Here is a 25,224-nt window from a genome sequence, read left to right on the forward strand (position 1 = left end):
ATTATCCCACTGCATCGAGCAGGGCTGACAGCATGTCGTCGACGGTCTTCATCATGCGCGCAGAGGCCTGATAGGTGTGTTCGAGATCGAGCAGCAGCGACATTTCCTGGTCGACGTTCACGCCGGTGTCGTTGGACAGCGCCTCGGCCGTGCGCGTGGCCAGCGCTTCCTTGGCGTCGGCGGTCGTCGAGGCCTGCTGGCGCACGCCTTCGAACCAGCCGATGGCGTTGGCGGCATAGTCGGAGACGCTTGATGTCGTCGTGATGCCGGCGGCGGCATCGAAGACCATCGGCTGGTCGAGCCTGTCGCCATAGGCGATCAAAAGGTCGGAATAGGATGAGCCGCTGGTGTTGAGGATATAGGCCGCGCCGTTGGCGCCGCCGTCGCGCAGCAGCGCCGGGTCGCCGCCGGCGCTCGGATCCATCGCCGTGTTGACGCTGATCGAACCGGCAAGGCCATTGACCAGCGTGCCGGCCGCCGGCACGGCGGGCGCGCCGGACCAGGTGAACAGGCCGGCCGCATCGGTCTGGGACGGCGCGGTTTCGGCGAAGGCGCTGATGAGACCGCGCGCGGTCTCGTCGAGCTGGCTCTGCATGGTTGCGGCGACGCTGTCGCGCAAGGTGATCAGGCCGGCGAGCTTGCCGACGGCGCTGGTGTTGCCGCCGGTGCCGGCGGAGACCGGCACGTTGTCGATATAGATGGTGTTGCCAGGGGTGCCGGCGGTGTAGCCGGCTGACGGCGTGAAGCTCACCGAGCGCGGCACGGTCTCGAACAGCGTCGTGCCGTCGTTGGTGGTGATGACCATGTCGTTGTCGCCGCGCGTAAAGGTCGAGACGGGGACATATTCGGCAATCTTCTTCAGCAGCGCGTCGCGCTGGTCGAGCGCGTCGGACACGTCGGTGCCCGAACGGGTTCCGGAGATGACGGACTTGTTGGCGTCCTGGAACTGGCTGAGCAGCGAGTTGAGGTCATCGACGGCGGTGGCGATCTGGCGGTCGGTCTGGGTGCGAAAATCCTGGATCGCCGTGGCGCCGTCGTTCAGCGAGCGTACGACATCCTTGGCTGCGTCGATGACGCTGGCGCCGAGATTCTGGTTGGACGGCGTCGTCGCGTAGAGCTGCAGCGCATTCTGCAGATTGGCGATCGCGGTTGAAGGCGAGGAGGCGTTGTCGACGCCGTTCACAGCGAGATCCAGCTGGTCCATGCCGTTGTAGAGCGCGCTCTGGCCGCTCCATGCCGAGAGCGCGCTGAGGTTCTGGCGAAACAGAAGGTCGTTGGCCGCCCGCTGGATCTCGACCGAACGGGCGCCGGGCGCCGTGCTGGTGATGACCGCGGTGCGGCGGGCGTAATCCGGATTGGAGGCATCGGCGACGTTGCGGGAGACGATGCTGGTCTGTTTTGACGTAGCCAGAAGCGACGACTGGGCGATGCTCAATGCGGAAGACAGCGACATGCGGCTCTTTCACGGGCGGACGCCCGTCGTTTATCTCTTCAGGTTGACAAGGACGTCCATCAGGTCGGAACCCGTCTGGAATACTTTCGAATTGGCGGTGTAGCTGCGCTGCGCCGCGATCATGTTGGTGAGTTCCTCGGCGATGTCGACGTTGGAATTCTCGAGTGCGCCGGAGACGATCGAGCCGAGCTTGCCTTCATTGGCGAAGCCGATGCGCACCGCGCCGGAATCCGCGCTCTGCGAATAGACGTTGCCAGGCAAGGCGGTGAGGCGGTCGGGGCTGGTCACGTCAGCCAGCGGGATCTTGTAGAGCGGCTTGGTGGAGCCGTCCTCATATTGCGCGTAGATGACGCCATCCGAGCCGATATCGATCTTCTCGATGGTGCTGGGCGCGTTGCCGTTGACCGTCGCATCGGAGACCGTATAGCCGGTGCCGAGCTGGGTGAGCTTGGCCAGATCGAGGTTCATGGCCGCGCCGTTAGGCACGGTGAAAGAGACGCTGTCGACGGCGCCGGTGAGCTTGCCTGTGGTCGTGTCGAAGGTCAGGTTGGCCGAGCCCAGCGCGCCACCCGTATAAGGGAAGGAGGTGCCGGCGGTGGCCTGGGACTGATCGAAGACCGAGACTTCCCAGGTGCCCGTTCCGGTGTTGGTGAAATAGACGTCGAGCAGCACCTTATTGCCGAGATTGTCGTAAGCCACCAGCGACGATTTCGAGGTGTATTCGGCCGTCGGGCTGTTGGTGGAGGGCAGGGCGCCGGAGGGCGGGGTGGAGTTCGCCGGCAGATTGCCGGTGAAGGTGCCCTCGGTGCTTGGGGTCGCGGTCATCTCCTGGTCGGAGATCTGCACCGGCACGAGGCCCTCGAAGCCGTTGGCGGTAGCGGCCGGCACACCGTTGGCGTAGCTGTAGGCCATCAGCTGGTAGCCGGCGGCATTGACCAGCTTGCCTTCGGCATCCGGAACGAAGGCGCCGGCGCGGGTGAGGAAAGGCGTTCCGCTCGGATCCTGCACGACAAAGAAACCATCGCCGTTGACAGCCAGGTCCGACACCGATGTGGTGTACTGCAGCACGCCCTGGGCGCTGATAGAGGACCGGATCGTGGTGGTGACGCCGCCCGAATTGTAGGCGCCGCCGGTGCTCGGCATCACCAGTGTCGAGAATTCGGCAGAGGAGCGCTTGTAGCCGGTGGTGTCGGAATTGGCGATGTTGTCGGCGACGGTCGACAGGCGGTTTGCCTGCGCGTTCATACCGGAAACGCCGGTCCGCATCATTCCGTACAGGCTCATCGAAACGTCTCCTCAATGCCCCGTGAGAGTGGGGTCCATGACAGTGGTCGCGAGCCTATGCCCTTTGTCTTGCGCGAGGCTGGCGGGCACAGACATCAGAACACCAGCCGGTAGCCGAGGAAGCGCTTGGAATCGATCGGGTCGTGGCCGAGCTTTTCGCGCAGCTTCTTGCGCAGCTTGCTGATATGGCTTTCCACCACGTTCTCCTCGACCTCCTCGTCGAAGATGCCGTAGATGGCGTTGAAGACCTGGGTCTTGGTGACGCGCCGTCCGCGATTGCTGGCCAGATATTCGAGGATGCGGCGTTCGCGGCGCGGCAAGGGCAACGGCTGGCCTTCGATCTCGGGATCGCGGCCATCCATGAAGATGCGCATCGAGCCGACCTCGGTATAGGCGACGTCTTCCTGAGCGCGGCGGCGGATGGCGGTGATGCGGGCCAGGATTTCGCGGATGTGGACCGGCTTGCGGATGACGTCGTCGACGCCGCTCTCGAACAAGCGCAGCGTGTTTTCGAGCGAGTGCTGCTCGCTCAGCGCAATGACAGGTGCGCCGGTGCGGTCACGGATCTGGCGTGGAGAGATTGCACCTTCGCGGCAGTCGCCGATGAGGAAGGCTCTGACCGAGCGCAGATCGATGTCGGCCGCCGAGTTCACCCATTCCCCGAATTCGCCTGGAGCGAAGCCGGCACAGGCGACGCCTTCGCGATCGAAAAGTGAGTTGTAGCCTTCAGTTACGAGCTCTCGCTCGTCAACGATCACGATCATCGGCCCGCCCTCCGAATCAGCTCATTTGCCCCGTAGAAAAAGGCGTATCCGGTGGCGGGAATCCTGAACAACCGTCATTTCTTGTAGCTATTTTCTTGGGAGTTTTTTTGGGACGCGTAAATAAGCGCGGTCGCATGGGTGCGTCGGCGGTGTATCGGCAGCTAAGTCTTGCGGGGACGCGTCTGCCTTCAGCATGGTTGGGGAAGCCGGTGTGACTGTCACCCAGTTAGCAACTATTGGTTGCAGAAACCGCGAGCGTTGGCTGTCCACTTGCCGAAGCCGGTGGCGACCATGTTGGCGATGACGCGGCAGACATAGATCTTCTGCGCGGGATCGTTGTCGGGCCCGGCATGGTAGCGGGCCACCGCCATCGACCAGGTCAGGTGACGGGCATGGAGACTGGCCAGGAACCGCGCCGCGTAGTCGACGTTCTGGCGCGGGTCGAGCATGTCGCCGGCGCTGCTGAAATGTGAGGCGTGATAGTGGTGGTTGATCTGCATGCAGCCGAGATCGATCAGCGTCTTGCCTTCGCGGCGGGCAGTCTCGAACGTTGCCAAGGCCTCGGCCCGGCTCCTGGGGAATACAGCTTTTCCCTCTATGTTCAAGGCGTTAGGCCGGAGGCTGCCCTTGTTGCCGGTTTCGGTCAGTCCGACGGCATAGAGGATGCCGGCGGGTACGCCGTAACGGTCGGCGGCGCGCAGGATCTCCGGCTCGCAAGGGTTGCCGGCCGCGTTCGCGGCGCCGGCGGCGACGCTAGATAAACATACCGTCGCCAGTGCGCTCGCGAGCAGGCGAAACAGCACGGCCGATTTCCTGTGCATCATTGGGGTAGTTCCTTCCCGGCTGCTGACCACCGGAACCGGCGTTGCCGCCGCTCGGGTCGCCGGACTGAAAAGCGGACTGTTCACGCCCCGTCGACATCGGCAGGGAACTGCTTGCATCGGCGCGGGCGACCGTAGGCACTGCTATCGAAGGTTGCAGGATCGCGACCTTGTCGACGTCAAAGCCGAGCCCGCGCAACGACTTGACGATGGCCGCGCTGTCGGCCGCCAGACGGCGGTATGCCTCGTGGGTTTCGGGCTTCAATTCGATCGAAAGCTGCTCGCCGGCAAGCCGCAGGCTGGCGGTGACCATGCCAAGCTCGGCCGGGTGAAGCTCGATCTTCAGAATATGTGTCGGAACGGCAACAGAGCTGGCCGTCTGCGGGCTCGTGGAGGCCGTCGAAAACGCCTGACGCAGGCTGCTGTCGGACGCGATGGCGTCAATCAGGACCGATGTCGTCTGGCTCATAGGGCTTTGCGCCGGCGCCGGGAAGCTTTGCTCGGCGACGACATCGATGCGAGCGGCGGACGTAGCCTGTTTTCCCTGTTCGGAGGGCATTGCCGATCTGATGGCTTCAAGGCTCTTCGACCCAGGCGCGGACCGCTTTGCCGGCGATGCCGGCTCTGTCGCCGTCTGGTCCTTCGGCAGGATCGTTGTCTCGTCATCTGGACGCGGTGGCCCCTTGAGGACGGAACCGACGACGTCCGGCTGCCGGAGCTGCCCTGGAAGGCTCACACCGTTGGCGGTGCGTTCGGACTTTGAGACGGAGCCGGCATCGTGCGCATCGGGGCCGGAGCTCGAGCGGGATTTCTTCAAGGAGGAAAGCTGCTGCGCGGACGGTGGCTGGCTTTCGAGCGTCGGCTCGGTTGTCTCCCCGTCGGTCGTGGCCGCGCTTCCTTCCGTCTTGGCCGCCGCCGAGAATTGCCGGATGTCATGCAGGGCCATCAGCAATGGCAGGCGGTCCTGAAGCGGTGCCACATTCGCGCCTTGCACGGCCGGTTCCGCGTCGTCGGCTGTCTTGCCCGTATTGGTGTCGGCATCCTCCTTCGGGATCCTGCCGGCGGACTGCTTAGGCGTAGCAGCTTTGGCTGACGGTTCGTGGTCGGGCTGCACCTTGCCAAGGTTCACCGACGCACCCTTGACCCATCGTGCGCCCTGCACTGCGCGGTCGGTCGGCTGGCCTTCTGGCCTGGCCGGCTTTTCGGTGCCGCGCACCATGTCGTCGAAGCTTGACGTCTCGCTGCTGCTGTTCGCCGCCGCCTTGGACGGCGCGCGCGTGGAAACAAGTCCCGGAAGGGCTTGGCCGAGGCTGGTGGTCATTTCGGAGCGGCTCCAAGCATCTGGTCGATCAGGTCGAGTCGATGGCGCGTGTTGATCATCGCCGCGTCGGTGGGATCGTGCGGATCGAGGCCGGTAGCCGATGCCGATGCCGATGCCGATTGCGGCGCCGGCGCATCGGTGGACGCGGCCAGTGCAGCGGCAGGTGCGGAGCCCTGCGCCGGCGCCGCCGGGGAGGCAGGAGCCGCTGCCGATGCATCCGGCGATACGGCGACCACGGCCGGCGCCTCCGACGGCTTTGCGGCAGGGGCGGATGCTTCCAACGCCGGTTGCTCGGACATCACGCCTTCGACCGGCGGCAGGCCAGCCTCGTCGGACTTGTCTGCGGCGGCGATCTCGGTCTCGGATCTCGGCACTGCCGCGGCAGGGACGGGTTCTTCGGCGGGGAGAGCGGCGGGCGGCGCGACCATTTCGCCGGCAATGGCTTGCGCGGCGTCGAGCAAGTCGCGGTCGCTTTGCGAAAGCCTGCTGCGGTCGATCTTGCCCAGCTTGGCGCGCACGTCGCCGATCGTGCCCGACGTCACGGTGGACAGGCTGGAGTAGAGCTGGGCGCGCGGATCGTTCTCGTTGTTGTTGCCGTTGCGGCCCTGCTCGGCCCTCGCCGCGGCAAAGGTGGAGAGATCCGTCAGTCCGTCGATCGCCGCCCGTCGGGCGATACGCAGATAGATCACCTTCTCGCGTTCGGGATCCATCATCGAGGTGATGTCGGCGAGCTTGTCCTGGCTGATCGCCATGTGCAGCGTGATGATGCCCGAAACGAAAGAGTCCGCGAACTGGCTGGCATAGGGCGAATAGAGATAGCTCGCGACATACTGGGTGGAAGCAAGCGCGAAGCGCGCCGCGTCGCCTTGCACGGCAGCGATGCCGACGGAGCGGCGAAGTGCGGCTTCCTCGACCAGCGTGCCGGGGCTGAGCAGGCGGGCGTCGTCGAGCAGAGCGAGTGCCGCGGCCGGCTCGTCGGTGGCGAGCAGCGAGCCCTTGACCAGCGCTACGAAAGCGCCGAGGTCGCTCGGCAGCGTCATCGGATCGATCGCCTTCAGCGCCTCTATCGCCTTAGCCGGCCGGCCGTTCAGATAGTCGATGATGCCCTTGGCGATGGCGTGGCTTTGCGGATCCGCCTCGGCGCGCGAAGTCGCCGCCTCGACCGTGACCGGGTTGCCGCCGCTCATGCCGTAGACGAGCAAGGCGCGGAAATTCTTCGGCTCCTTGAAATCCTCGGCATCCGCCGCGCGCAGGCGCGTGTCGACCATTTCCAGCAGCTTGGCCTGCATCGGCAGCGCCGCATGGTCGCCGGCGGCAATGCGATCCTGCATGAGCTGCAGCGAGCGCACCAGTTGATAGGGCTGCAAGGCCTCCTCGGCAAACCCCGTCGAGGGCGGCCCGGCGGTCAGCAGCAGCAGGCCGATGGCGCGGCCGATGACGGTCGCACCTCTCATCCGCCACTCGTCATCAGGATCTCGATGCGGCGGTTCGCGGCCGACATCGGATCGGCCGGATCCTTCGGCTGACGGTCGGCAAAGCCGGCGACCTCGGTGATGCGGCGCTCGTCGACGCCGCCGCGCACCAGCATGTAATAGGCAGAGTGGGCTCGCGCCGTGGACAGCCGCCAATTGTCGTAGGTTTCGCTGCGGAACGGCCGCGCATCGGTATGGCCGTTGATGCTGATCGTGCCCTTCTGGCCGTTGACGATGCGGCCGATCTTCTCCATCGCCAGCACCAGTTCGCGCCTCGGCATGGCCGAGCCGATCTCGAACATGCCGAAATCGAGTTGGTCGGTGATGGAGATCACGACACCCTTGTCGGTTGCCTCGACCGAGACACCGTCATGCAGCTTGTCGCCCGGCTTGAAGGCCTCGGCCAGCTGTTGCTTGACCTCGGCCGCGGCCTTGACGGTAGCGGCGCTCGGCGCCTTTTCGCCGGCATCGGTCTTTGCGGTCTCCTCGACCTTAGCGGTTTCGACTTTTGCCGCGTTTTCGCTCTTTGACGCCGGCTCGGCCTTCGCGGTGATTTCCGGTTTTGCCGCTTCGGTCTTTGCGGACGGCGCCAGTTTCGGTCCCGTCTTGTCCGGCGCGGATCTTGCCAATGGCTCTAGAGGTGCTGCCGTCACGGGCGGCGCCGGCGGCACGGCCTTGACCTTCGGCACCCGACTTTGTGCGACCTTGTCGCCGGCCTTCACCGGATCGCCTTCGATCCTGGTGCGTTCGGCACTTGCCTCGGCGCCCGGCGCGGCCACCTGCTGCGACCAGAAGTCCGGCGCGAACGGATCGCGGTAGGATACGCCGCCGGAGGCACCGGTTGCCGGGCCGGCATTCTGCACCCCGCCATCGCCCTTCTCGCTGACGTTCTGCATCACGCCGGTGTCGGCGGCGATCTCCGACAGGACCGCGTAGGGGTCAGCAAACATCTGTTCGTCGGAGCGGTCCGACTTGTGCGAAGATTCCTTGGTCTGCCTTTGGTCCGAAGATCCGGCGGCGCCTTGGCCATCCTCGCCGGCCTTGCTGACCCCGTCCTGCGGGTTGTCGGCCGTCAGCCCGACCTTGCTCGGGCCATCGCCGACATCTTCCAGTCCCTTGCGGCTGGAATTGCGGTCGATCAGCTCGACCGGATTGAAGTAGCTGGCGACGGCCGCCTTGGTCTGCTCGTTGGCGGCGTTGATCAGCCACATGACGAGGAAGAAGCACATCATGGCGGTCATGAAATCGGCAAACGCGATCTTCCAGACGCCGCCATGATGGCCGTCGTCGTGGTCGTCATGATTGCGCTTGACGATGATGATCTCGTGCCTGGCTTCGCCGGCGTCGACAGCGCTCATGACAGGATCTCGGACAGGGAAGCCGACCATTCGGCGATGCGCGTCTCGAAGACCGTTTCATCGATGCCAATTGTCAGGTCGAAACCTGAACTCTCGACAAAGTCGAGTTGCGCGGCACGCGGGCCGAGAGAGGTCTTCAGCGTTTCGAACAGCGAAAGCGGGCCGCGCACGGCGATGCGCACTGCCTCGGAGTCGGCGATGGCCTCGCCGATGGTGCGGGCAAGAGCCTCGATCGAGCGCTTCTGCAGCTCGTCGGTGACGATGCCGCTGACGATGCGGCCGACCGTGGCGCCGACAAGGCCGGTCACGCGTACCTCCATCGCCTCGATGCGAGCGGCGACGGCGGTGCCGAGATCGCCGCCGAAGCTGTCGAGAAAGGCTTTCGCTTCCTCGATATTGGCCTGGCGCTCGGCGTCGAGCACGGCCTGGTGGTCGACGGCAAGACGCGCTTCCAATGCTGCCTCAGCCTCGGCGACGGCTTCGGCGATCAGCGTGCCGATATCGGCCTGCGGCGCGGGCGCTTCCGGCTTGCGCTCGGCTTCGCTCGCGGCCTGAGGCTGAGCGCCGCGCTGGGCACGCGTGCCGAAATCCGGCAGAAGGTCGAAGAGGGCGGCTGAGGCCATGGTCTATCCCGCGACTTCCTGGGCGGCCCATTTGCGCAGGATATGCGCGGTGCGCTCCTCATTGAGGTCGACCATGCGGGCAAGGCGGTCTTGCGGCGCGGGCCTGATCTTCTGGCGAAGGTCGTCAAGCGGAGTGGAGCCGGGGCGGGTGCCCGGCAGGGCGACCGGAGCGGCCGCCGTTTCGAGAGCGGCGGGCTCGGGCGTCGGCAGCGAACGCTGCACGTCCTCGAAGCTCGGACCGGCGAGGGCTGGCGTTGCCTTTGCCGTCAGCGCAGCTGCCATCGGCCTCAGACCGAAGAAAGCCACCAGGAACACCACGACGATGAAGGCGCCGGCGTTGATGAGGGTGCCGGCATGCGTTCCGATCGATGCCAGCATGCCAGGCTGTTCGATCGGCTCGCCGTCCAGCCCGTCGATGAACTCGACGGCCGAGACGTCGATAACGTCGCCGCGCTTGTCGTCGAAGCCGGTGGCCGACGCCACCATCTTCTGGATGTCGGCAACGCGTTTGGCTATCTGCTCGGGCGTTGCGTCCTTGCCGAGGATGGTCGCCAGCCGCTGCTGATTGACGACGACGGCGATCGACATCTTGGTGACCGAATAGCCGTTGGAGACGGTGGCGATCTTCTTTGAATTGATTTCGTAGTTGGTGATCTCCTCCTTGCGGTCGTTCTGGGAGGAGGATTGCGGGCCCTCGGTGCTGGTGGTCTGGGTCTCCGGCAGATTCTGCTCGACGCTGGTCGGGGCCGAGGCCTGCTTCTGGTTGTTGTTCTCATTGGCCCGCACCGACTGCACGGAACGTTCGACGCGCGACTCCGGATCGAAGATCGTCTCTTCGGTCTGGCGGGTGTCGGTGTTGACGTCGGCCTTGACGCTGGCACGGAAATTGTCGGGACCGAGATAGGGGGTCAGCGCGCGGCGGATGTTGTCGCCGATCTGCGCCTCTACCGTCTGCTCGACGCCCAGCGTGCGGGCGGCGCTGGTGTTGGACGGGTCGTCGCCGGCGGCCAGAAGGTTGCCGTTGGAATCGAGCACCGTCACCTTGTCGGCTGAGAGGCCGGGAACGGCGGCGGCGACGAGATGGCGGATCGACATGGCGCTCTTTTGGGCGTCGATGCCGGAATAGCGAATGACCACCGAGGCGGAGGGCTGCTGTTCGTCGCGGCGGAAATTGGCGCGCTCTGACATGACGATGTGGACGCGCGCCGCCTTGATGCCGGCAATCGACTGGATGGTGCGCGCGATCTCGCCTTCCAGCGCCCGCACCCGGGTGATCTGCTGCATGAAGGATGTCAGGCCGAGCGAGCCGACATTGTCGAACAGCTCGTAACCGGCATTGGCGCTGGTCGGCAGACCCTTCTCGGCAAGCAGCATGCGCGCCTGCGCGGTGGTGCCGGCCGGCACCAGCACGGTGGTGCCGTCGGGGCCGACGTCGAAGCCGATGCCGGCTTCGCCCAGCACCAGGCCGATCTGGTTCACGTCGGAGCGTTCAAGCCCGACATAGAGCGTCTCGTAGGCCGGGCGGTTGAGATAGACCGAGGCGACACCGATGACGGCCATGACAAGCGCGGCGATGCCGCCCAGCATGGCGAGGCGCCTGACGCCAAATCCCTGGAGATTCGAGATGATGCTCTGGATCTGTTCCGGCACGATTCAACGGCTCCCAGTAAGACTGTCCGTGGGAACACTAGACCGCGAAGCTTGTGCGAGGATGATAGGCGGAAACGAAAAGGCCGCGCCCCAGGCGCGGCCTTCAATCCGAAGAAAAAGCTTGTCAATCCGAATGGAAAAACTTGCTTGGGCCTAGCTCTTGAACAGCGACAGGATGGACTGCGAGTTGCCGTTGGCGATGGACAGCGCCTGGATGCCGAGCTGCTGCTGGACCTGGAGGGCCTGCAGGCGGGTCGATTCCTTGTTCATGTCGGCATCGACCAGTGCGCCGACGCCCTTGTCGATCGAGTCGCTGAGGTTTGACAGGAAGCTCTTCTGGGTGTCGATGCGCGACTTGGCGGCGCCGAGATAGGCAGCACCGGTCGACAGTCTGGCAAGCGCGGTTTCAACGTTACCGAGTGCGGTGTCGATGGCGGCGTCGGCGACCGCGGCGGCGCTCGGATCGAAGAAGGTCGTGGCCAGCAGGCCGCCGACGATGCCGCCCGTGCCGGCGACGTCGAGGACCTGGGTGTCGGCAGCCGTGACATCGATCGTGTCGATGGTGACGGTCGCGCCGGATCGGTTGTAGGAAGCAACGATCTTCAGGTCCGATGTGGCGGCGCCGTCATTCTGCAGCAGGTTCGAGCCGGCATAGCTGGCATTGGTGACCGACGACTTGATCTGGTCCTGGATAGCCTTGATTTCCGTCGCGATCTTCTGCTGGTTGTCCTGGCTGGCGCCACGGGCGGTGACGAGCTTGGCCTTGATCAGGTCGACCTGGTCCTTGATGTCGGTGATGGCGGTGTAGGCGGTGTCGACCTTGCCGGCGCCGAGGCCGAGCGAGTCCTGAACGGCCGAAAGCGCCTTGTTGTCGGATTTCATCGAGGTGGCGATCGACCAGTAGGCGGCGTTGTCGCTGGCGGTGGCGACGCGGTAGCCGGTCGAAATGCGGGCCTGCGTCGTTTCAAGCTGCTTGTTGGTGGCGTTGAGACTCTGAAGCGCGGTCAGCGCCGCGGCGTTGGTCATGATGCTTGCCAAGATACACCTCTTCTCAAAGCAGGCATGCCTCGCGCATGCCGGTCAACCTGTTCGGCGAAAGCGTCATGCCTGTCGACCAACTGGTGGTCTGCCCGTCCTAAGCGAATGGTTAACCATGAGTATCGCGATATCGTTAATGGCGCGTTAAAACCATGCTTTGACAACGAAAAACGGCAGCATCTTCACAACGAAATCGGGCCGCGCTGATGGCGCGGCCCGATGCAGATAACTGAAGTCTGGTAAGCGATCAGCCGCGGAACAGCGACAGGATGGACTGCGAGTTGCCGTTGGCGATCGACAGCGCCTGGATACCGAGCTGCTGCTGGACCTGGAGGGCCTGCAGGCGGGTCGATTCCTTGTTCATGTCGGCATCGACCAGTGCGCCGACGCCCTTGTCGATCGAGTCGCTGAGGTTCGACAGGAAGCTCTTCTGGGTGTCGATACGCGACTTGGCGGCGCCGAGCGAGGCAGCGCCGGTGGACAGTGCGCTGAGCGCCGTTTCAACGTTGCCGAGTGCGGTGTCGATGGCGGTGTCGGCGACCGCAGCTGCGCTCGGGTCGAAGAAGGTCGTGGCCAGCAGGCCACCGACGATGCCGCCCGTGCCGGCGACGTCGAGAACCTGGGTGTCGGCAGCCGCGACATCGATCGTGTCGATGGTGACGGTCGCGCCGGTTCGGTTGTAGGAAGCGACGATCTTCAGGTCCGATGTGGCAGCGCCGTCGGTCTGCAGAAGGTTCGAGCCGGCAAAGTTGGCGTTGGTGACCGACGACTTGATCTGCGCCTGGATGGCGTTAATTTCGGTCGCGATCTTCTGCTGGTCTTCCTGGCTGGCGCCACGGGCGGTGACGAGCTTGGACTTGATCAGGTCGACCTGGTCCTTGATGTCATTGATGGCGGTGTAGGCGGTGTCGACCTTGCCGGCGCCGAGGCCGAGCGAGTCCTGAACGGCCGAAAGCGCCTTGTTGTCGGACTTCATCGAGGTGGCGATCGACCAGTAGGCAGCGTTGTCGCTGGCGGTGGCGACGCGGTAGCCGGTCGAAATGCGGGCCTGCGTCATTTCAAGCTGCTTGTTGGTGGAGTTCAGGCTCTGCAGCGCGGTCAGCGCCGAGGCGTTGGTCATGATACTGGACATGGCTACTCGTACCTTGTTTTTACACGTGTTTTTTTGACATACCGGCTTGTCCGGTATGACGGTGCGGCATCATGCCAATGATCGTTAGTTGAGATCACCCGCCATCTGGGGGGACTATGCTGGCAAGTCCCTACCAAAGCGCTAAATCGGACGGTTAACCGAAAATATATTGCGCGAAGTTCTTGCAGGCGCCGCGTTTGGCCGGGCGGGTCAGGTGAAAGATCGCACCAGGCTGCCGACAAGCAGGTTCCAGCCGTCGATCAGCACGAAGAACAGGATCTTGAACGGCAACGACACGACGGTCGGCGGCAGCATCATCATGCCCATGGCCATGGTGATGGTGGCGACGATCAGGTCGATGACGAGGAAGGGCAGCACGATCAGGAAGCCGATCTCGAAGCCGCGGCGGATCTCCGAGATCATGAAGGCCGGCACCAGGATGCGCAGGTCGACGGTCTCCTTTGCAACGACCTGGCCGCGCTCGCGGGCAAGGTCGGCGAAGAGGTCGAAATCCTTGTCGCGCACATTGCGCAGCATGAAGGTGCGGAACGGATCCGAAATCTTCTCGAATGCCTCGGTCTGGCTGATCTGGTTGTCCATCAGCGGCTTGACGCCGGTGTTCCAGGCCTGGTCGAAGGTCGGCGCCATCACATAGAAAGTCATGAACAGCGACAGCGAGATAAGGATCAAATTGGCCGGCGTCGATTGCAGGCCGATGCCGGCGCGCAGGATCGAGAAAGCGATGACAAAGCGGGTGAAGCTCGTCACCATGATCAGCAGGCCCGGCGCCACCGACAGCACGGTGAGCAGGCCGAACATCTGGATGATGTAGCCGACGGTGGTGCCGTCGGCCTTGCCGATACCGCCGAGATCCAGCTGCTGGGCTCCGGCGACGGATGTGGCGACGATCAACAGCGCCGCGGCGACAAGAAATCTTCTCATTCGAGCAGCAATGTCCTGATCAGAATCTGTTTGGCATGACCGCCGCTGCGGATGGCGGCGCGCTCCTCGAGGTCGGCTTTCAGATGCTGGTAGCCGCTGGCGCCCTCGATCTGATGCATCTTCATCGTGCGCACCAGAGCCAGCAGATCCTGGTGGATCTCCTCGGTCATCGCCGAAGGCTGCGGCGCGTCATAGACCACCGATGCCTCCAACCTTATCCAGATCTCGGACGGCGCGGCGAGGTTGGTGGTGATCGGTGGTAGCGCGACAAGCGCCGGTCCGGCCTCGGTTCCGTGACCTTCGGCGCCTGCGGTCTTGCCGGTGCTGCCTTCGTTTTCCGGAGCCACCGGTACCGGCACCGGCCCTCCAGCGGCTTTCAGGTAGCCGCCGGACATCCAGCCCATGCCGATGGCGGCGCCCGTCATCGCCAGAAGCATGGCGAGTTGGATGACAAGGGAAGGTCCCTTTTTTGGCTCGACCTGTTCGACATTCGCCATGGCTTGGTTTTCCCCTACCGGCCCGCGCTAGAAAGGCAGGACCTGATCGAGGACCTGCTGGCCGTAAGCCGGCTGCTGGACCTCGCTGACGCGGCCACGGCCGCCATAGGAGATGCGCGCCTCGGCGATACGTTCGTAGGAGATGGTGTTCTCCGCGCCGATGTCGGACGGCCGCACCATGCCGGCGATGGTCAGCACCCTGAGTTCGTAGTTGACGCGCACTTCCTGCGAGCCCCGGATCATCAGATTGCCGTTGGGCAGGACCTCGGTGACCACGGCGGCGACGTTCAGCTCGAGGTTTTCCGAGCGCTTGATTTCACCGTCCGCGTTGGTCTCTGTGCTGGAACTGAGGCCGGCGTCGCCCTTGCCGCTTGTGCTGTTGCCTTCCCATCCGAGCGTGACGTCATAGCCAAGCTTGCGTGCGGCGGTGCGGCTCCTGTCGTTCTGGTTCTTGAAGTTCGCCTTGTCGTTGAGCTTGATCTTGACCGTCAGGATGTCGCCATCGCGCAGTGCGCGCGGATCGGTGAACAGCCGGCTCTGGCGATCATCCCAAAGCGAGAATTTCTTCACTGGCGCCGGCGGTGCTTCAGGATAGCTATAGGGGGCGTTGACGCTGCCTGTGATGCCTGAGCCGACCGGCGACAGCGCAGGCTCCCGGCCGACCTCCTTGAGATCGGTGCCGCAGCCGGACAGCAGGGCGACGCCAAGCAGGATGAGCGTACTGCGGATCATGACGGATCTACCCTTCGCGCCGCGCTGGCCATGATGCCGGTGAGCGCTGCCGCCGCCTTCTGGTCCATTTCGTTGAGGATGACGCCGGCTTTGCGCGAATCGAGTTTCATCAGGATGGCGGCGGCGAGGTCGACATTGACCATCGCCAGGCGTTCGGCCGCGGCGTCGGGCTTCATGCCGGCATAGATCTTGACGACGCCGTCCTCGGCGCGCGCCAGGAACACCTCGCGCCGCTTCAGCCATTGCTCGTATTCGGCGCGCTTTTCTTCCAGCGCCTTCATGCGCTGGTCGATGCCGGCCTGCAGTTCTTTGAGCTCCTGCGCCTGCAGCGCATAGCGGCGGTCGCGCGCGGCGTCGGCGATGTTGGAACAGAAGCGCTGGATCTCGCTTTCGTCCGGCGCCTTCTCCTTCGTCAATTGCTGCGGTGCCGCCGGCGCCTGCCCGCCGGGCAGCACCTGGCGCTCGGCCTCCTCGGTGCGGGCCGGGCCGATGTTTAGGAGCATGGCGGCGAGGGCCGAAGCGAGAAGCGTCGGCGCGGCGAAGCGAGAGTTCGGTTTCGCGGAGAAAGGATCGATCATCGGCATGGCCTATTGGAGAACCAGGTCGGCCTGCAGGGCGCCGGCCGACTTGATGCCTTGCAGGATGGCAATGATGCCGTCCGGCTTGACGCCGAGACGGTTGAGGCCGGAAACGAGCGTTTCGAGGTTGGGTCCGTCGAGCACGGCGACGCGCGCGTCGGGCCGGGTGGCCTCGATGGCGGTGAAGGGCTCGACCGCGGTTTCGCCCTTGGAGAAGGGCTCGGGCTGAACGACCCTCGGCGCCTCGGTGATGCGCACGGTGAGCGTGCCGTGGCTGATGGCGACCCGCGATATCTTGACGTCGTTGCCGATGACGATGGTGCCGGTGCGCTCGTCGATGACGACGCGGGCCGGCGTGTCCGATTCGACGACGAGATTTTCGATCTCGGCGTAGAAGCGCGCCGCCGAGACGTTCTTCGGCCTTCTGATCTGCACGGTGCGGGCGTCGCGTTCGGCGGCCACGCGCAGGCCGAAACGCTGCGCTGTGTAGTCGTTGATGGCGTCGGCGATGCGAATGGCGGTCGAGAAATCAGGGTTGCGCAGCTGCAAGGTGAGCACGGCCTGGTCGTCGAACTCGGCCTGCACCGAACGCTCGACGATTGCGCCGTTCGGCACCCGTCCGGCGGTCGGCACGCCTTGCGTCAGTTGCTCGGCCTGGCCCTGGGCGGTGAAACCCGAAACGATGACGGATCCCTGGCCCACGGCATAGATCTCGCCGTCTGCGGCCTTCAGCGGCGTCATGATCAGCGTGCCGCCGGCCAGCGATGTCGCATCGCCCATCGAGGAGACGTCAATATCGATGCGGGCTCCCGACTCGACGAAGGCCGGCATGTTGGCGGTGACAATGACGGCGGCGACGTTCTTGGCGCGGGCGCTGCCGCCCTCGGTGGCGATGCCGAGGTTTTCAAGCATGGCGCGGATCGACTGTTCGGTGAAAGGCGAATTGCGCAGGCTGTCGCCCGACCCGGCCAGGCCGATGACCAGACCGTAGCCGACAAGCTGGTTGTCGCGCGCGCTCTGCAACTGGGCGATGTCCTTGATGCGCGACGCCACCTGACCCGGTGGCAGCGAGCTCGGCCCGTTCGACACCCGGAACATGCGGCTGGTGGTGGCCGGGTCGTATTCCGGATCGTTGAAGGCGCCGCCGTTCCGGGCGGCGAGCTCGCGCTTGGCCTTGGGGGTCAGCCCGTCGGCCAGTGCCGGCTGCAGGCCGAGAATGGCCGCCAGCAGTAAGGCAAGTCCGCGCGTCATGTCGCACTGACCTTGATGGTCCCGTCGGCCATCACCGTACCGGAGATGATCTTGCCGCTGTCGAGGTTGCGGACCTTGACGAGGTCGCCGGCAGCACCCGGCTGCAGGGTGACGCCTGAAGCCGAGATGGTCAGCCCGCCGGCGGTGAAATAGATCTGCACGGCGGCGCCCTGTTCGACCAGCCAGGCGTCGCGGATGGCGGCGGTGGGAATGTAGCGGCCGGGCAGCAGCGTGCGCTTGGCGACCTTGCCCTGAAGCTCCTCGGCCCGCGTGGCCATCGCATCGGGCTTGTGCTTGCCCGGCAAAAGCGTCACCTGCTTCAGGGCGCCGAGCTCGACCGTTTCGCCCGGATAGATGACCCGGTTGGGGATCAGCACGACTTCGCTGACGGTCTGATTGCTGGCGATCTGATTGGCCGACTGATTGGCCGACTGATTGGCCGACTCCTGGGCAACAGCCGGCACGCCGCCGACCACCAGCGCCAGGATCAGCGCGGTGCGGCGGAGTGCGGAGCGGGAGGTCGGCGCGGCCATCATCGTTTACCTGATGTTCTTGGACACCACCGAGGCCATGTCGTCGGCGGCCTGGATGACCTTGGAGTTCATCTCGTAGGCGCGCTGCGCCGAGATCAGTTCGGTGATTTCCTTGACCGGGTCGACATTGGACGCCTCGAGATAACCCTGTTCGACCGTGGCGAAGCCCGGGTCGCCGGGCACGCCGACATTGGCCGGACCCGAAGCCGCCGTCTCCTGGAACAGATTGTCGCCGAGTGGCGCGAGACCCGCTTCGTTGGCGAAGTTGGCGAGCTGGAGCTGGCCGAGAAGCTGGAGGTCGGTCTGGCCATCGATGCGGGCGAAGACCTGGCCCGTCTTGTTGACGATGACTTCGACCGCATCGGCTGGCACGGTGATGGCCGGGACTACGTTGGCGCCATCGACGGTCACGAGCTGGCCGGTGGCGTTGGTGTTGAAGGCGCCGGCGCGGCTGTAGAGCGTGCCGCCATCGGCGCCCTCGATCTGGAACCAGCCCCTGCCGGTCAGCGCCATGTCGAAGCTGTTGCCGGTGCTGGTCAGCTCGCCCTGGGTGTGGACGTTGCGCACGGCCGTCGTCTTGACGCCGAGACCGATCGAGACGCCTTCCGGCACCAGTGAGGTGTTGGCGCGGTTGGGCACGCCCTGAGTGCGGTCGACCTGATAGAGCAGGTCGGAGAATTCGGCCCGGGCGCGCTTGTAGCCGGTGGTGTTGATGTTGGCGATGTTGTTGGCGATGACTTCCAGATTTGTCTGCTGGGCGTTCATGCCGGTGGCGGCGATGGCGAGTGCTTTCATGATGCGGTCCTAAATGCCCATGCGGCTGACTTCGAGGTAGGCCGAGACGACCTTGTCGCGGATGGCGACCGCCGTCTGCAGGGCCTGCTGGGCGTTCATGACGGCGTCGACGACCTGGCGCGTATCGGCGTCGCCGCTAAGCGCCTTGATCGATACCTGCTCGGCATTCTGCAAGGTGTTGACGGTCTTCGATGCGGCATGGCTCAGCGCCTCGGCAAAGGACGTGCCGACATTCTCCGTGGCCTGCGGCGACACGATGCGCTGGAACAGCCCCGTCGCCCCTTCGGCGCCATCGGTCACCGGTTTGAGCTGAACGACGCCGATGTTGCCGATGCCGCTGATCATTACTGGTTCCTCATCAGGTCGATGGTCATGGAAATCAGGTCGCGCGCCTGCTTGATGACCTGAAGATTGGCCTCATAGGAGCGGTTGGCCTCGCTCATGTCGGCCATTTCGATCAGCACGTTGACGTTGGGCATCTTGACGTAGCCCTTGTCGTCGGCGGCTTCGTTGCCGGGCTGGAATTCAACGGGAAAATCCGAGGGGTCGCGGGCGATCGAGTTGACCTCGACGAGCGACCCGCCGGATGAGCGGTCGAGCTCGGAGGCAAAGCTGATGGTCTTGCGGCGATAGGGATCGGAGCCCGGAGTTGTGCCCGTCGACTGGGCGTTGGCGAGGTTTTCCGAGACCACGCGCAGGCGCTCCGACTGGGCGCCGAGGCCGGATGCGGCGACTTTGAGGGCTGCGGTCAGCGCGTCCATGTCAGCTCTTCACCGCCATCATCATCATGGAATGGAAAGCCTTGACGATCGCGGTGTTCAGCTCGAACGAGCGGCGGACTTCACCGGCCTTCATCAGTTCGTCTTCCAATACTACCGTATTCTTCGACGGCATGATCGACCCGGTGGTTTCCTCCGGCTTGATGGTGAAGCCGGCATTGGTCGCTTCAGTGCCGAGGTGGCCGGCCTGGGTGGCCTGCAGCGAAACCGCCGTGCGGTCGAGGACCTTTTCGAAGGGCTCGACATCGCCTGCGGTGTAGCCCGGCGTGTTGGCGTTGGCGATGTTGGAGGCAATGGCGGACTGGCGCACGGCCAGCCACTGCGACTGCTTGGTGGCAAGATCGAAAAGGTTGACGGGCTCCATGGGAATCTCCGGGCGGGTACGCACAAGACTAGGCTGCCAGTCTTGCGCGGACCTTGCGCTGAGCCTGTGTCAGCAGGGCGCGGCCCTGCCGCGGCTATTTGGAGAGCTCGATCACCTGGTCGGTGCTGGTGACCATGACCCATTTGCCGCCGCGCTGCTCGATCGACGAGACGCGGCTGGAATCCGGTAGCACCGAACCGCGCTGGACGATCCACAGGCCGGCGTCGTCCTCGATCATGGCGCGGCCGTTGGCGACGTGCACCATGCGGAATTTGCCGGCATCGGCCGGGAAGGGCTGCTGCTCGAGACCGGGCGCCTGGTCGGGATCCTCGGGCTGATCGGGCAAGGTGCCGGTGGCGAACAGATCGATGTCCGGGATGTCCTTGGCCGTCAGCGGCGCGCCGCGATTTTCCAGCTGCGAGCCGCCGCTCACGCGACCGGCATTGGCGCCGCTGCCGCCGAAGGCGATCGCCTGCACGCCGAACTGTTCCTGGTTGAAGAAGATGTACCAGGGAAACAGCGCGCAGATCAGACCGAGCGTGATGCCGAGGGCAGCGACGACAAAATCGCTGCGCCGGTCGGGCTTCGTTCCCAATCGGGGAAATTCCACCTTTGGCGGTTGCGGCCATTCGGTGCGCGGAAACAGCCCGTCGATGAGCGAGTCGCGGCTGGCCTCTGTCATCTCGGCAGCCTCGGCCTGAGGAACCCTAGGCAGGGGAGGCTTGGCAGCCCTGGCCAGAGCAGCCTCAGCTTTGGCAACCCAGGCCCTGGCAGAAAGTGCCTTGGCAATTCTCGCTTCGTCAGCCTTGGCCTGTTCCTTGGCGTTGGCCTCGGCGATCATCTCGCGCAAGATGCGCTCGGTGTATTGACGCTCACTCTCCTGCATCGCCATTCTGCTTTCCCTTCAGGTGGCGGGCGAGATCGGCGAACGGATCGACCGACGCGCGGTCCCTCGGCGACTGCGTCAGCGCCTCGTAGATCAGCGGCACCTGGCGCACGGCGATGTCGAGCTCGGCATCGGCGCCGCCTTGATAGGCGCCGAGCAGACGGATGTCGCGCGTGTCCTCGAACCGCGAGATCATCGACTTCAGCCGGGTTACCAGCATGCGCTGCTCGGGGCTCCATGCCTTGTCGGCCAGGCGCGAGATCGACGACAGCGGATTGACCGGCGGATAGCGGCCCTGTTCGGCGATCGAGCGGTCGAGCACGACATGGCCGTCGAGGATGCCGCGCACCGAATCGGCGACCGGGTCGTTGTGGTCGTCGCCGTCGACCAGCACCGAAATGATGGCGGTGATCGATCCTTTGCCTTCGACCCCTGGGCCCTCGATGCCGGGTCCGGCCCTCTCGAGCAGCTTGGGCAGATCGGTGAAAACCGAGGCCGGGTAGCCGCGCGCGACCGGCGGCTCGCCGGTCCCCGTCGCCACCTCGCGCAGCGCATGGGCGAAGCGGGTGATCGAATCCAGCACCAGAAGCACGCGGTGGCCCTGGTCGCGAAAATGCTCGGCGACGCGCATGGCGGTGTCGGGCGCACGTCGGCGCATCATCGCGCTCTCGTCGCTGGTGGCGACGACGGCCACGGTCTTGGCCATGCTCTCGGCGCCGATCGTGTCCTCGAGGAACTCGCGCACCTCACGGCCGCGTTCGCCGATGAGCGCCACGACGACCGTATCGAAGGCGTCGGCGCCGGCGAGCATGGCCAGCAGCGTCGACTTGCCGACGCCCGATCCGGCAAAGACACCGAGACGCTGGCCAAAGCAGAGCGGAGTGAAGATGTCGATGATCCGAACGCCGGTCATGAAGGCGGTGCCGACGCGCTGCCGCGCCATGGCGCCCGGTGTCGTCGTGCCTTCGCCCACGGCGATGCCCGATCTCACCAGCGGCGGACCGCCGTCGATGACGCGGGTCAGCGCGTCGATGGCACGTCCGCGCCACGAAGCGTGCGGCGTCACCGTCAGCGGGCCGCGCCGGAACACGGCATCGCCGATGCCGGCATCGGCGCTGCGTTCGAAAGGCGCCACGACGACCTCGTCGCGAGCGATCTTGACGATCTCGCCACGGCGCGTACCGGCATGGCCGCGCTGCTCGACGATGTCGCCCAGCCTGGCGATGCCCGACAGGCCGCGCACCTTGTAATGCGTCGGCGAGATTTCGGCGACGCGGCCGCCGCGCCGCAACAACGCATCTGGGTCATCGAACCGGTGCCAGATATGCTCCAGCGCCGCCAGCCGGTCCTGCGGCGCGGCGTCGGGCTGCTTTTCGAGGGCGCGTATCGAGGGCAGGCCGGTCGACATGCCGCTACTTGGAGCCGAGCGTCTTGATCGCGTCGTCGGTGGTCGCATCGGCCTGGCGTATCAGCGCCGCGGTGTTCTCGAAGGCGCGCTGGACCATGATCAGTCGGGTCATTTCCAGCACCGGATTGACGTTGGATTCCTCGAGGAACCCTTGCGCGACACCAACATCGGGTCGGTCTGTGACCGGCTCCGGCGTGCGCGCCGGAACGATGCCCGAATTGCCGTAGCGGACAAAGTTCTGTCCGGGGTCGAAATCGTAGAGACCGATCGCGCCGACGAGCTGATCGCCCTGGCGCAGCGAGCCGTCGGCACCGGCCTTGGGTGGGCCGTTGCGCGGGTCGAGCTGGATCGGCGCGCCGCCGCTGTCGAGCACCGGATGGCCCTCGATCGACATCAGTTCGCCGGCATCGTTCATCGAGAAGCGACCGTCGCGCGTCATCACCGTGCCGACGGGCGTCTCGATGGCGAACCAGGCGTCGCCCTGGATGGCAAAGTCGAAGGGATTGCCGGTCTCGGTCATCGGGCCGTGCGCATTGGAAAGATAGGTGTTGCCGGAAGAGGCGAAAGAAACGGACTTCGGTCCGGTGCCGGAGACGACGTCTTCGAATTTCACGCCGGTGGCACGAAAGCCGATGGTCGAGGCGTTGGCGACATTGTCGGCGATGGTGTCAAGCCGGCGCTCGAGCGCGATCTGCGACGACAGAGCTACGTAGAGGCTGTCCTGCATAGTGTTCTCAGAACCTCAGTTTCTGCATGGCCATCATCAGATCGGTCGATATGCCGACCGTGGTCGGCTGGGCGAAGAGCACGCTGACCGATGTCTGCGCCGTCGAGGTCGGGTTGTTGATCTCCCACATGCTGGTGAAGCGGGTGAGGAACTTGCTCAGCTTTTCGGGGTCGGCGAAATCGGCGATGTCCAGCTTCTGCTCGAACGCCTGCGCCTGCTTGTCGATGTCGGCGGAGGCGAAGGAATCGGGCAGGCCGAGCGCGTTGCGAACCACGCTGGCAAGCGCAGTATCGGCAAGCACGTCGTACCAGTTGGTGATGCTGGACGCCTTGCGGTCGAAGTACAGCGCCAGCCGCACGCCTTCATTGGTCTCGCCGGCATTTTCCTCCAGCGTCTGGCGCATGTATTTGTCGACCGTGCCCTGCTGGGCGGCGGGGAACAGCGTGGCGGTATCGTCGTAGGCGGCGAAATTGAACGCCTTGACGAATTCGGCGTAGCGCTTGTCGGTCAGCTTGTTGGCGAAGCTGTCCTCGTCGGCGACGCCTTCCTTCAGTGCCTTGACCATGAATGCCTTGGCATAAGCCATGTCGCCGAGGCCGAATGCCTTCATGGCATAGGTGAAAAGGCGGGTGTCCTTGACGAAATCGTCGATCGTTTTGACGTTGCCGATGTTGGCAAGATAGTAATCGGTGTCGCGCTTCACGACGGGCTGTGCCTCGACCTGGTCGAGTGCCTTGGGGATGTCCTTGGCGATAAGCTGGTAGCTCGTATAGGTGTTCAACACGCTGCGCCTCCGGCCGAAGCTATCCCTGGACAATAGCCTCACTTCCTTGCGCGAAGCTGAATCGGTGTCGGACATGTTCGCGACACTCAGTGCTTCGCGACATCGGGGATTCAAGCCTCACACAAGGCACGGAGACTATCCGTTGATGCTGAAGTGACATGCGGAAGGATCTTGCGTGGGCATTCTGATCGGACTGGTGGTGACGCTCGGCTGCGTTCTCGGCGGCTTCATGGCCATGGGCGGCCATCTTCATGTGCTGATGCAGCCGTGGGAAGCGGTGATCATCTGCGGTGCGGCACTTGGCACCTTTCTCGTCGCCAACCCGATGAAGACCGTCAAGGATACCGGCAAAGGCATTCTCGAAGCCTTCAAGCAGGCTGTACCGAAGGAGCGGGACTATCTCGAAACGCTCGGCGTATTGCACAGCCTGATGCGCGAGCTACGGTCCAAGTCACGCAGCGAGGTCGAGGCGCATATCGACAATCCGGAGGAATCGGCGATCTTCCAGGCATTCCCGACGGTGCTGCACAACCATGACCTGACGCATTTCATTTGCGACTACTGCCGCATCATCATCATCGGCAATGCGCGCTCGCATGAGATCGAGGCGCTGATGGACGAGGAGATCCATACTATCAAGACCGACAAGATGAAGGCCTATCATGCCCTGGTGGCGGTGGGTGACGGCCTGCCTGCGCTTGGCATCGTGGCCGCCGTGCTCGGCGTGGTCAAGGCGATGGGCGCGCTCGACCAGTCGCCGGAAATCCTCGGCGGCCTGATCGGCGCGGCGCTTGTCGGAACCTTCCTCGGCATCTTCCTGTCCTATGCGCTGGTCGGGCCGGTCGCCACCAAGATCAAGACCGTGCGTGAGAAGCGGAACCGGCTCTACATCATCGTCAAGCAGACCTTGCTGGCCTATATGAACGGCGCCCTGCCGCAGGTCGCGATCGAGTTCGGGCGCAAGACCATCTCGTCCTACGAGCGGCCGACGATCGACGCCGTCGAGCAGAGCACGATGAACGCCGGCACGGCCGAGAAGAAAGCGGCCTGAGCATGCGCAGCGACAGAGGCCGTTCGCCGTCATGACCAGTCCAGGCAGTCCGTCCGAGACCCGTTCCCTGATCATCGAACGCCTGGTCGGCGACAGCGGCGAGGCCGCTCATGTCATCGGCGCCGGGCGCGGGATGGCCGAGCGCGCTGTGCCGCTTCTGCAGAAGAGCCTTGCCGGTGAGCTTGGCGCTCAAGTCACCGTCGACCTGCGCGCGGTCGAAGTAAGCCGCGTTCCCGATGCGCGCGCGTATGCCGGCGATACCTTCGCCATGACCATCGTTGCCTCGCCGACGTCGTCCGACGCCATGACGCTGGTGATCGATGCGCCCGCTATCGCGGTGATGGTCTGTGCCCTGTTCGGAGGCGATCCGGACCTGCCGGTCTCGCCGATCGAGCGCGAGCTGTCGCAGATCGAGACCGACGTCGCGACGACGGTGTTCCAGGAAGTCGCGCAGGCCCTGAACGGATCGGGCAGGCGCTCGCTCGAGCTGCGGCTGCCGGTACAGCGCGCGATGTCGGGTGCGGAGGCCAGGCGGCGCGTGCTGCGCGACGGAGCGGCGGTCCGCATGGTGTTCGGCATCTCGACGCCGACCGATAGCGGCACGGTCACGGTGATGATCCCGCAACGCATCCTGCTTGCCACCCGTGGCGGCGCGGCCGGTGCCAATGACGACCAGACGACGGGGTCCGACTGGCGGGCCCGCTTCTCGGAAGAGGTGATGCGCTCGACGGTGGCGCTAGAAGCAACCATGCCGCTCGCGCGGCTGACGCTTGGCGACCTCGCCAGCCTCGAGGTCGGGCAGATCATCGAATTCGAGGAGACTGCGCAATCGCAGGCGCGGCTCAGCGCGCGCGACAAGACGCTGTTCGTTTGCGAGTTCGGCAAGCTCGGCCAGAATTACACCGTCCGCGTCCGCCATCCCTACGATGCCGGGCAGGACTTCATCGACGGGCTGATGCCGGGCTGACGCCGGCAGGCTCG

27 protein-coding genes are annotated in these 25,224 nt (G+C 64.8%); 2 read left to right on the forward strand and 25 right to left on the reverse strand.

The window, feature by feature from the left end; translation table 11 throughout:
• Nucleotide 1 precedes the first annotated feature (1 nt).
• The 25 genes from flgK to D3227_RS15250 form a co-directional block, all read right to left on the reverse strand.
• Entirely contained in the window at nucleotides 2-1,453 is a 1,452-nt protein-coding gene (gene flgK / locus D3227_RS15130) for a flagellar hook-associated protein FlgK (protein ID WP_120014900.1), read from the reverse strand.
• 30 nt (nucleotides 1,454-1,483) lie between these two features.
• The gene (locus tag D3227_RS15135; protein WP_120014901.1) at nucleotides 1,484-2,737 is read right to left on the reverse strand and encodes a flagellar hook protein FlgE; all 1,254 of its coding nucleotides are present in this window, start codon (nucleotides 2,735-2,737) and stop codon (nucleotides 1,484-1,486) included.
• Between the two features lie 95 nt (nucleotides 2,738-2,832).
• Nucleotides 2,833-3,501 (reverse strand): response regulator transcription factor, encoded by a 669-nt coding sequence (locus D3227_RS15140; protein WP_120014902.1) that lies wholly within the window; start codon nucleotides 3,499-3,501, stop codon nucleotides 2,833-2,835.
• 233 nt (nucleotides 3,502-3,734) lie between these two features.
• On the reverse strand, nucleotides 3,735-4,322 hold the full coding sequence (locus tag D3227_RS15145; protein ID WP_167480711.1) for a transglycosylase SLT domain-containing protein: 588 nt from the start codon (nucleotides 4,320-4,322) through the stop codon (nucleotides 3,735-3,737).
• A complete protein-coding gene (gene fliK / locus D3227_RS15150; protein ID WP_120014903.1) occupies nucleotides 4,255-5,643 on the reverse strand; it encodes a flagellar hook-length control protein FliK in 1,389 nt (462 codons plus the stop codon). The genes D3227_RS15145 and fliK overlap by 68 nt, the downstream gene beginning before the upstream one ends.
• Complete coding sequence (locus tag D3227_RS15155) at nucleotides 5,640-7,097, reverse strand: chemotaxis protein MotC (protein ID WP_120014904.1); 1,458 nt, start codon at nucleotides 7,095-7,097, stop codon at nucleotides 5,640-5,642. The genes fliK and D3227_RS15155 overlap by 4 nt, the downstream gene beginning before the upstream one ends.
• Nucleotides 7,094-8,473, reverse strand: a complete 1,380-nt coding sequence (locus D3227_RS15160) for a MotB family protein (protein WP_120014905.1) — start codon at nucleotides 8,471-8,473, stop codon at nucleotides 7,094-7,096. The genes D3227_RS15155 and D3227_RS15160 overlap by 4 nt, the downstream gene beginning before the upstream one ends.
• The gene (locus D3227_RS15165; protein ID WP_120014906.1) at nucleotides 8,470-9,096 is read right to left on the reverse strand and encodes a hypothetical protein; all 627 of its coding nucleotides are present in this window, start codon (nucleotides 9,094-9,096) and stop codon (nucleotides 8,470-8,472) included. Before D3227_RS15165 ends, D3227_RS15160 begins: the two co-directional genes overlap by 4 nt.
• 3 nt (nucleotides 9,097-9,099) lie before the next feature.
• The gene (gene fliF / locus D3227_RS15170; protein WP_120014907.1) at nucleotides 9,100-10,746 is read right to left on the reverse strand and encodes a flagellar basal-body MS-ring/collar protein FliF; all 1,647 of its coding nucleotides are present in this window, start codon (nucleotides 10,744-10,746) and stop codon (nucleotides 9,100-9,102) included.
• A gap of 153 nt (nucleotides 10,747-10,899) precedes the next feature.
• Nucleotides 10,900-11,784, reverse strand: a complete 885-nt coding sequence (locus D3227_RS15175; RefSeq protein ID WP_120014908.1) for a flagellin N-terminal helical domain-containing protein — start codon at nucleotides 11,782-11,784, stop codon at nucleotides 10,900-10,902.
• A gap of 247 nt (nucleotides 11,785-12,031) precedes the next feature.
• A complete protein-coding gene (locus tag D3227_RS15180) occupies nucleotides 12,032-12,916 on the reverse strand; it encodes a flagellin N-terminal helical domain-containing protein (RefSeq protein ID WP_120014909.1) in 885 nt (294 codons plus the stop codon).
• Nucleotides 12,917-13,126: 210 nt separating this feature from the next.
• A complete protein-coding gene (gene fliP, locus D3227_RS15185) occupies nucleotides 13,127-13,858 on the reverse strand; it encodes a flagellar type III secretion system pore protein FliP (protein WP_006204083.1) in 732 nt (243 codons plus the stop codon).
• Nucleotides 13,855-14,355 (reverse strand): flagellar basal body-associated FliL family protein, encoded by a 501-nt coding sequence (locus tag D3227_RS15190; protein WP_120014910.1) that lies wholly within the window; start codon nucleotides 14,353-14,355, stop codon nucleotides 13,855-13,857. Before D3227_RS15190 ends, fliP begins: the two co-directional genes overlap by 4 nt.
• A 27-nt stretch (nucleotides 14,356-14,382) precedes the next feature.
• On the reverse strand, nucleotides 14,383-15,087 hold the full coding sequence (gene flgH / locus D3227_RS15195; protein ID WP_120014911.1) for a flagellar basal body L-ring protein FlgH: 705 nt from the start codon (nucleotides 15,085-15,087) through the stop codon (nucleotides 14,383-14,385).
• The gene (locus D3227_RS15200; RefSeq protein WP_120014978.1) at nucleotides 15,084-15,665 is read right to left on the reverse strand and encodes a MotE family protein; all 582 of its coding nucleotides are present in this window, start codon (nucleotides 15,663-15,665) and stop codon (nucleotides 15,084-15,086) included. Before D3227_RS15200 ends, flgH begins: the two co-directional genes overlap by 4 nt.
• A gap of 9 nt (nucleotides 15,666-15,674) precedes the next feature.
• Nucleotides 15,675-16,916 carry a flagellar basal body P-ring protein FlgI gene (locus tag D3227_RS15205; protein ID WP_120014912.1) on the reverse strand — a complete coding sequence of 414 codons (1,242 nt, stop codon included), beginning with the start codon at nucleotides 16,914-16,916 and terminating at the stop codon, nucleotides 15,675-15,677.
• Nucleotides 16,913-17,449 carry a flagellar basal body P-ring formation chaperone FlgA gene (flgA, locus tag D3227_RS15210; RefSeq protein ID WP_425374504.1) on the reverse strand — a complete coding sequence of 179 codons (537 nt, stop codon included), beginning with the start codon at nucleotides 17,447-17,449 and terminating at the stop codon, nucleotides 16,913-16,915. Before flgA ends, D3227_RS15205 begins: the two co-directional genes overlap by 4 nt.
• Before the next feature lie 6 nt (nucleotides 17,450-17,455).
• Entirely contained in the window at nucleotides 17,456-18,244 is a 789-nt protein-coding gene (flgG, locus tag D3227_RS15215; RefSeq protein ID WP_006204090.1) for a flagellar basal-body rod protein FlgG, read from the reverse strand.
• Nucleotides 18,245-18,253: 9 nt separating this feature from the next.
• Nucleotides 18,254-18,589, reverse strand: a complete 336-nt coding sequence (gene fliE / locus D3227_RS15220) for a flagellar hook-basal body complex protein FliE (protein WP_120014914.1) — start codon at nucleotides 18,587-18,589, stop codon at nucleotides 18,254-18,256.
• Nucleotides 18,589-19,005 carry a flagellar basal body rod protein FlgC gene (gene flgC / locus D3227_RS15225; protein WP_006204092.1) on the reverse strand — a complete coding sequence of 139 codons (417 nt, stop codon included), beginning with the start codon at nucleotides 19,003-19,005 and terminating at the stop codon, nucleotides 18,589-18,591. Before flgC ends, fliE begins: the two co-directional genes overlap by 1 nt.
• A 1-nt stretch (nucleotide 19,006) precedes the next feature.
• On the reverse strand, nucleotides 19,007-19,387 hold the full coding sequence (gene flgB, locus D3227_RS15230; RefSeq protein WP_120014915.1) for a flagellar basal body rod protein FlgB: 381 nt from the start codon (nucleotides 19,385-19,387) through the stop codon (nucleotides 19,007-19,009).
• A 94-nt stretch (nucleotides 19,388-19,481) separates the two neighbouring features.
• Entirely contained in the window at nucleotides 19,482-20,279 is a 798-nt protein-coding gene (locus D3227_RS15235; RefSeq protein WP_167480704.1) for a hypothetical protein, read from the reverse strand.
• Nucleotides 20,260-21,681 carry a flagellar protein export ATPase FliI gene (fliI, locus tag D3227_RS15240; protein ID WP_120014916.1) on the reverse strand — a complete coding sequence of 474 codons (1,422 nt, stop codon included), beginning with the start codon at nucleotides 21,679-21,681 and terminating at the stop codon, nucleotides 20,260-20,262. Before fliI ends, D3227_RS15235 begins: the two co-directional genes overlap by 20 nt.
• Before the next feature lie 4 nt (nucleotides 21,682-21,685).
• The gene (gene flgF, locus D3227_RS15245) at nucleotides 21,686-22,408 is read right to left on the reverse strand and encodes a flagellar basal-body rod protein FlgF (RefSeq protein WP_120014917.1); all 723 of its coding nucleotides are present in this window, start codon (nucleotides 22,406-22,408) and stop codon (nucleotides 21,686-21,688) included.
• Between the two features lie 7 nt (nucleotides 22,409-22,415).
• Nucleotides 22,416-23,192, reverse strand: a complete 777-nt coding sequence (locus D3227_RS15250; RefSeq protein WP_167480705.1) for a DUF1217 domain-containing protein — start codon at nucleotides 23,190-23,192, stop codon at nucleotides 22,416-22,418.
• A gap of 175 nt (nucleotides 23,193-23,367) precedes the next feature.
• On the opposite strand from D3227_RS15250, the gene motA reads away from it, so the two are divergent.
• Both motA and D3227_RS15260 read left to right on the forward strand, forming a co-directional pair.
• Nucleotides 23,368-24,243 (forward strand): flagellar motor stator protein MotA, encoded by an 876-nt coding sequence (gene motA / locus D3227_RS15255; RefSeq protein WP_120014918.1) that lies wholly within the window; start codon nucleotides 23,368-23,370, stop codon nucleotides 24,241-24,243.
• 31 nt (nucleotides 24,244-24,274) lie between these two features.
• Nucleotides 24,275-25,210 carry a FliM/FliN family flagellar motor switch protein gene (locus D3227_RS15260; RefSeq protein ID WP_120014919.1) on the forward strand — a complete coding sequence of 312 codons (936 nt, stop codon included), beginning with the start codon at nucleotides 24,275-24,277 and terminating at the stop codon, nucleotides 25,208-25,210.
• The last annotated feature ends 14 nt before the right edge of the window (nucleotides 25,211-25,224 follow it).

Origin of the sequence: Mesorhizobium waimense, assembly GCF_003601975.1 — a bacterium.
GTDB classification, from domain to species: Bacteria; Pseudomonadota; Alphaproteobacteria; order Rhizobiales; family Rhizobiaceae; genus Mesorhizobium; species Mesorhizobium waimense.

Excerpts from the sequence above, each read along its gene's own strand:
- D3227_RS15155 (WP_120014904.1), bottom strand. The coding sequence starts at position 7,097 with ATGAGAGGTGCGACCGTCATCGGCCGCGCCATCGGCCTGCTGCTGCTG.
- flgA (WP_425374504.1), bottom strand. The coding sequence starts at position 17,449 with ATGGCCGCGCCGACCTCCCGCTCCGCACTCCGCCGCACCGCGCTGATC.
- D3227_RS15200 (WP_120014978.1), bottom strand. The coding sequence starts at position 15,665 with ATGATCGATCCTTTCTCCGCGAAACCGAACTCTCGCTTCGCCGCGCCG.
- fliE (WP_120014914.1), bottom strand. The coding sequence starts at position 18,589 with ATGATCAGCGGCATCGGCAACATCGGCGTCGTTCAGCTCAAACCGGTG.
- flgF (WP_120014917.1), bottom strand. The coding sequence starts at position 22,408 with ATGCAGGACAGCCTCTACGTAGCTCTGTCGTCGCAGATCGCGCTCGAG.
- flgG (WP_006204090.1), bottom strand. The coding sequence starts at position 18,244 with ATGAAAGCACTCGCCATCGCCGCCACCGGCATGAACGCCCAGCAGACA.
- flgK (WP_120014900.1), bottom strand. The coding sequence starts at position 1,453 with ATGTCGCTGTCTTCCGCATTGAGCATCGCCCAGTCGTCGCTTCTGGCT.
- fliP (WP_006204083.1), bottom strand. The coding sequence starts at position 13,858 with ATGAGAAGATTTCTTGTCGCCGCGGCGCTGTTGATCGTCGCCACATCC.
- D3227_RS15165 (WP_120014906.1), bottom strand. The coding sequence starts at position 9,096 with ATGGCCTCAGCCGCCCTCTTCGACCTTCTGCCGGATTTCGGCACGCGT.
- D3227_RS15190 (WP_120014910.1), bottom strand. The coding sequence starts at position 14,355 with ATGGCGAATGTCGAACAGGTCGAGCCAAAAAAGGGACCTTCCCTTGTC.
- fliK (WP_120014903.1), bottom strand. The coding sequence starts at position 5,643 with ATGACCACCAGCCTCGGCCAAGCCCTTCCGGGACTTGTTTCCACGCGC.
- fliI (WP_120014916.1), bottom strand. The coding sequence starts at position 21,681 with ATGTCGACCGGCCTGCCCTCGATACGCGCCCTCGAAAAGCAGCCCGAC.
- D3227_RS15160 (WP_120014905.1), bottom strand. The coding sequence starts at position 8,473 with ATGAGCGCTGTCGACGCCGGCGAAGCCAGGCACGAGATCATCATCGTC.
- D3227_RS15180 (WP_120014909.1), bottom strand. The coding sequence starts at position 12,916 with ATGTCCAGTATCATGACCAACGCCTCGGCGCTGACCGCGCTGCAGAGC.
- D3227_RS15135 (WP_120014901.1), bottom strand. The coding sequence starts at position 2,737 with ATGAGCCTGTACGGAATGATGCGGACCGGCGTTTCCGGTATGAACGCG.
- D3227_RS15145 (WP_167480711.1), bottom strand. The coding sequence starts at position 4,322 with ATGCACAGGAAATCGGCCGTGCTGTTTCGCCTGCTCGCGAGCGCACTG.
- D3227_RS15260 (WP_120014919.1), top strand. The coding sequence starts at position 24,275 with ATGACCAGTCCAGGCAGTCCGTCCGAGACCCGTTCCCTGATCATCGAA.
- D3227_RS15140 (WP_120014902.1), bottom strand. The coding sequence starts at position 3,501 with ATGATCGTGATCGTTGACGAGCGAGAGCTCGTAACTGAAGGCTACAAC.
- flgB (WP_120014915.1), bottom strand. The coding sequence starts at position 19,387 with ATGGAGCCCGTCAACCTTTTCGATCTTGCCACCAAGCAGTCGCAGTGG.
- flgC (WP_006204092.1), bottom strand. The coding sequence starts at position 19,005 with ATGGACGCGCTGACCGCAGCCCTCAAAGTCGCCGCATCCGGCCTCGGC.
- D3227_RS15235 (WP_167480704.1), bottom strand. The coding sequence starts at position 20,279 with ATGGCGATGCAGGAGAGTGAGCGTCAATACACCGAGCGCATCTTGCGC.
- flgH (WP_120014911.1), bottom strand. The coding sequence starts at position 15,087 with ATGATCCGCAGTACGCTCATCCTGCTTGGCGTCGCCCTGCTGTCCGGC.
- D3227_RS15205 (WP_120014912.1), bottom strand. The coding sequence starts at position 16,916 with ATGACGCGCGGACTTGCCTTACTGCTGGCGGCCATTCTCGGCCTGCAG.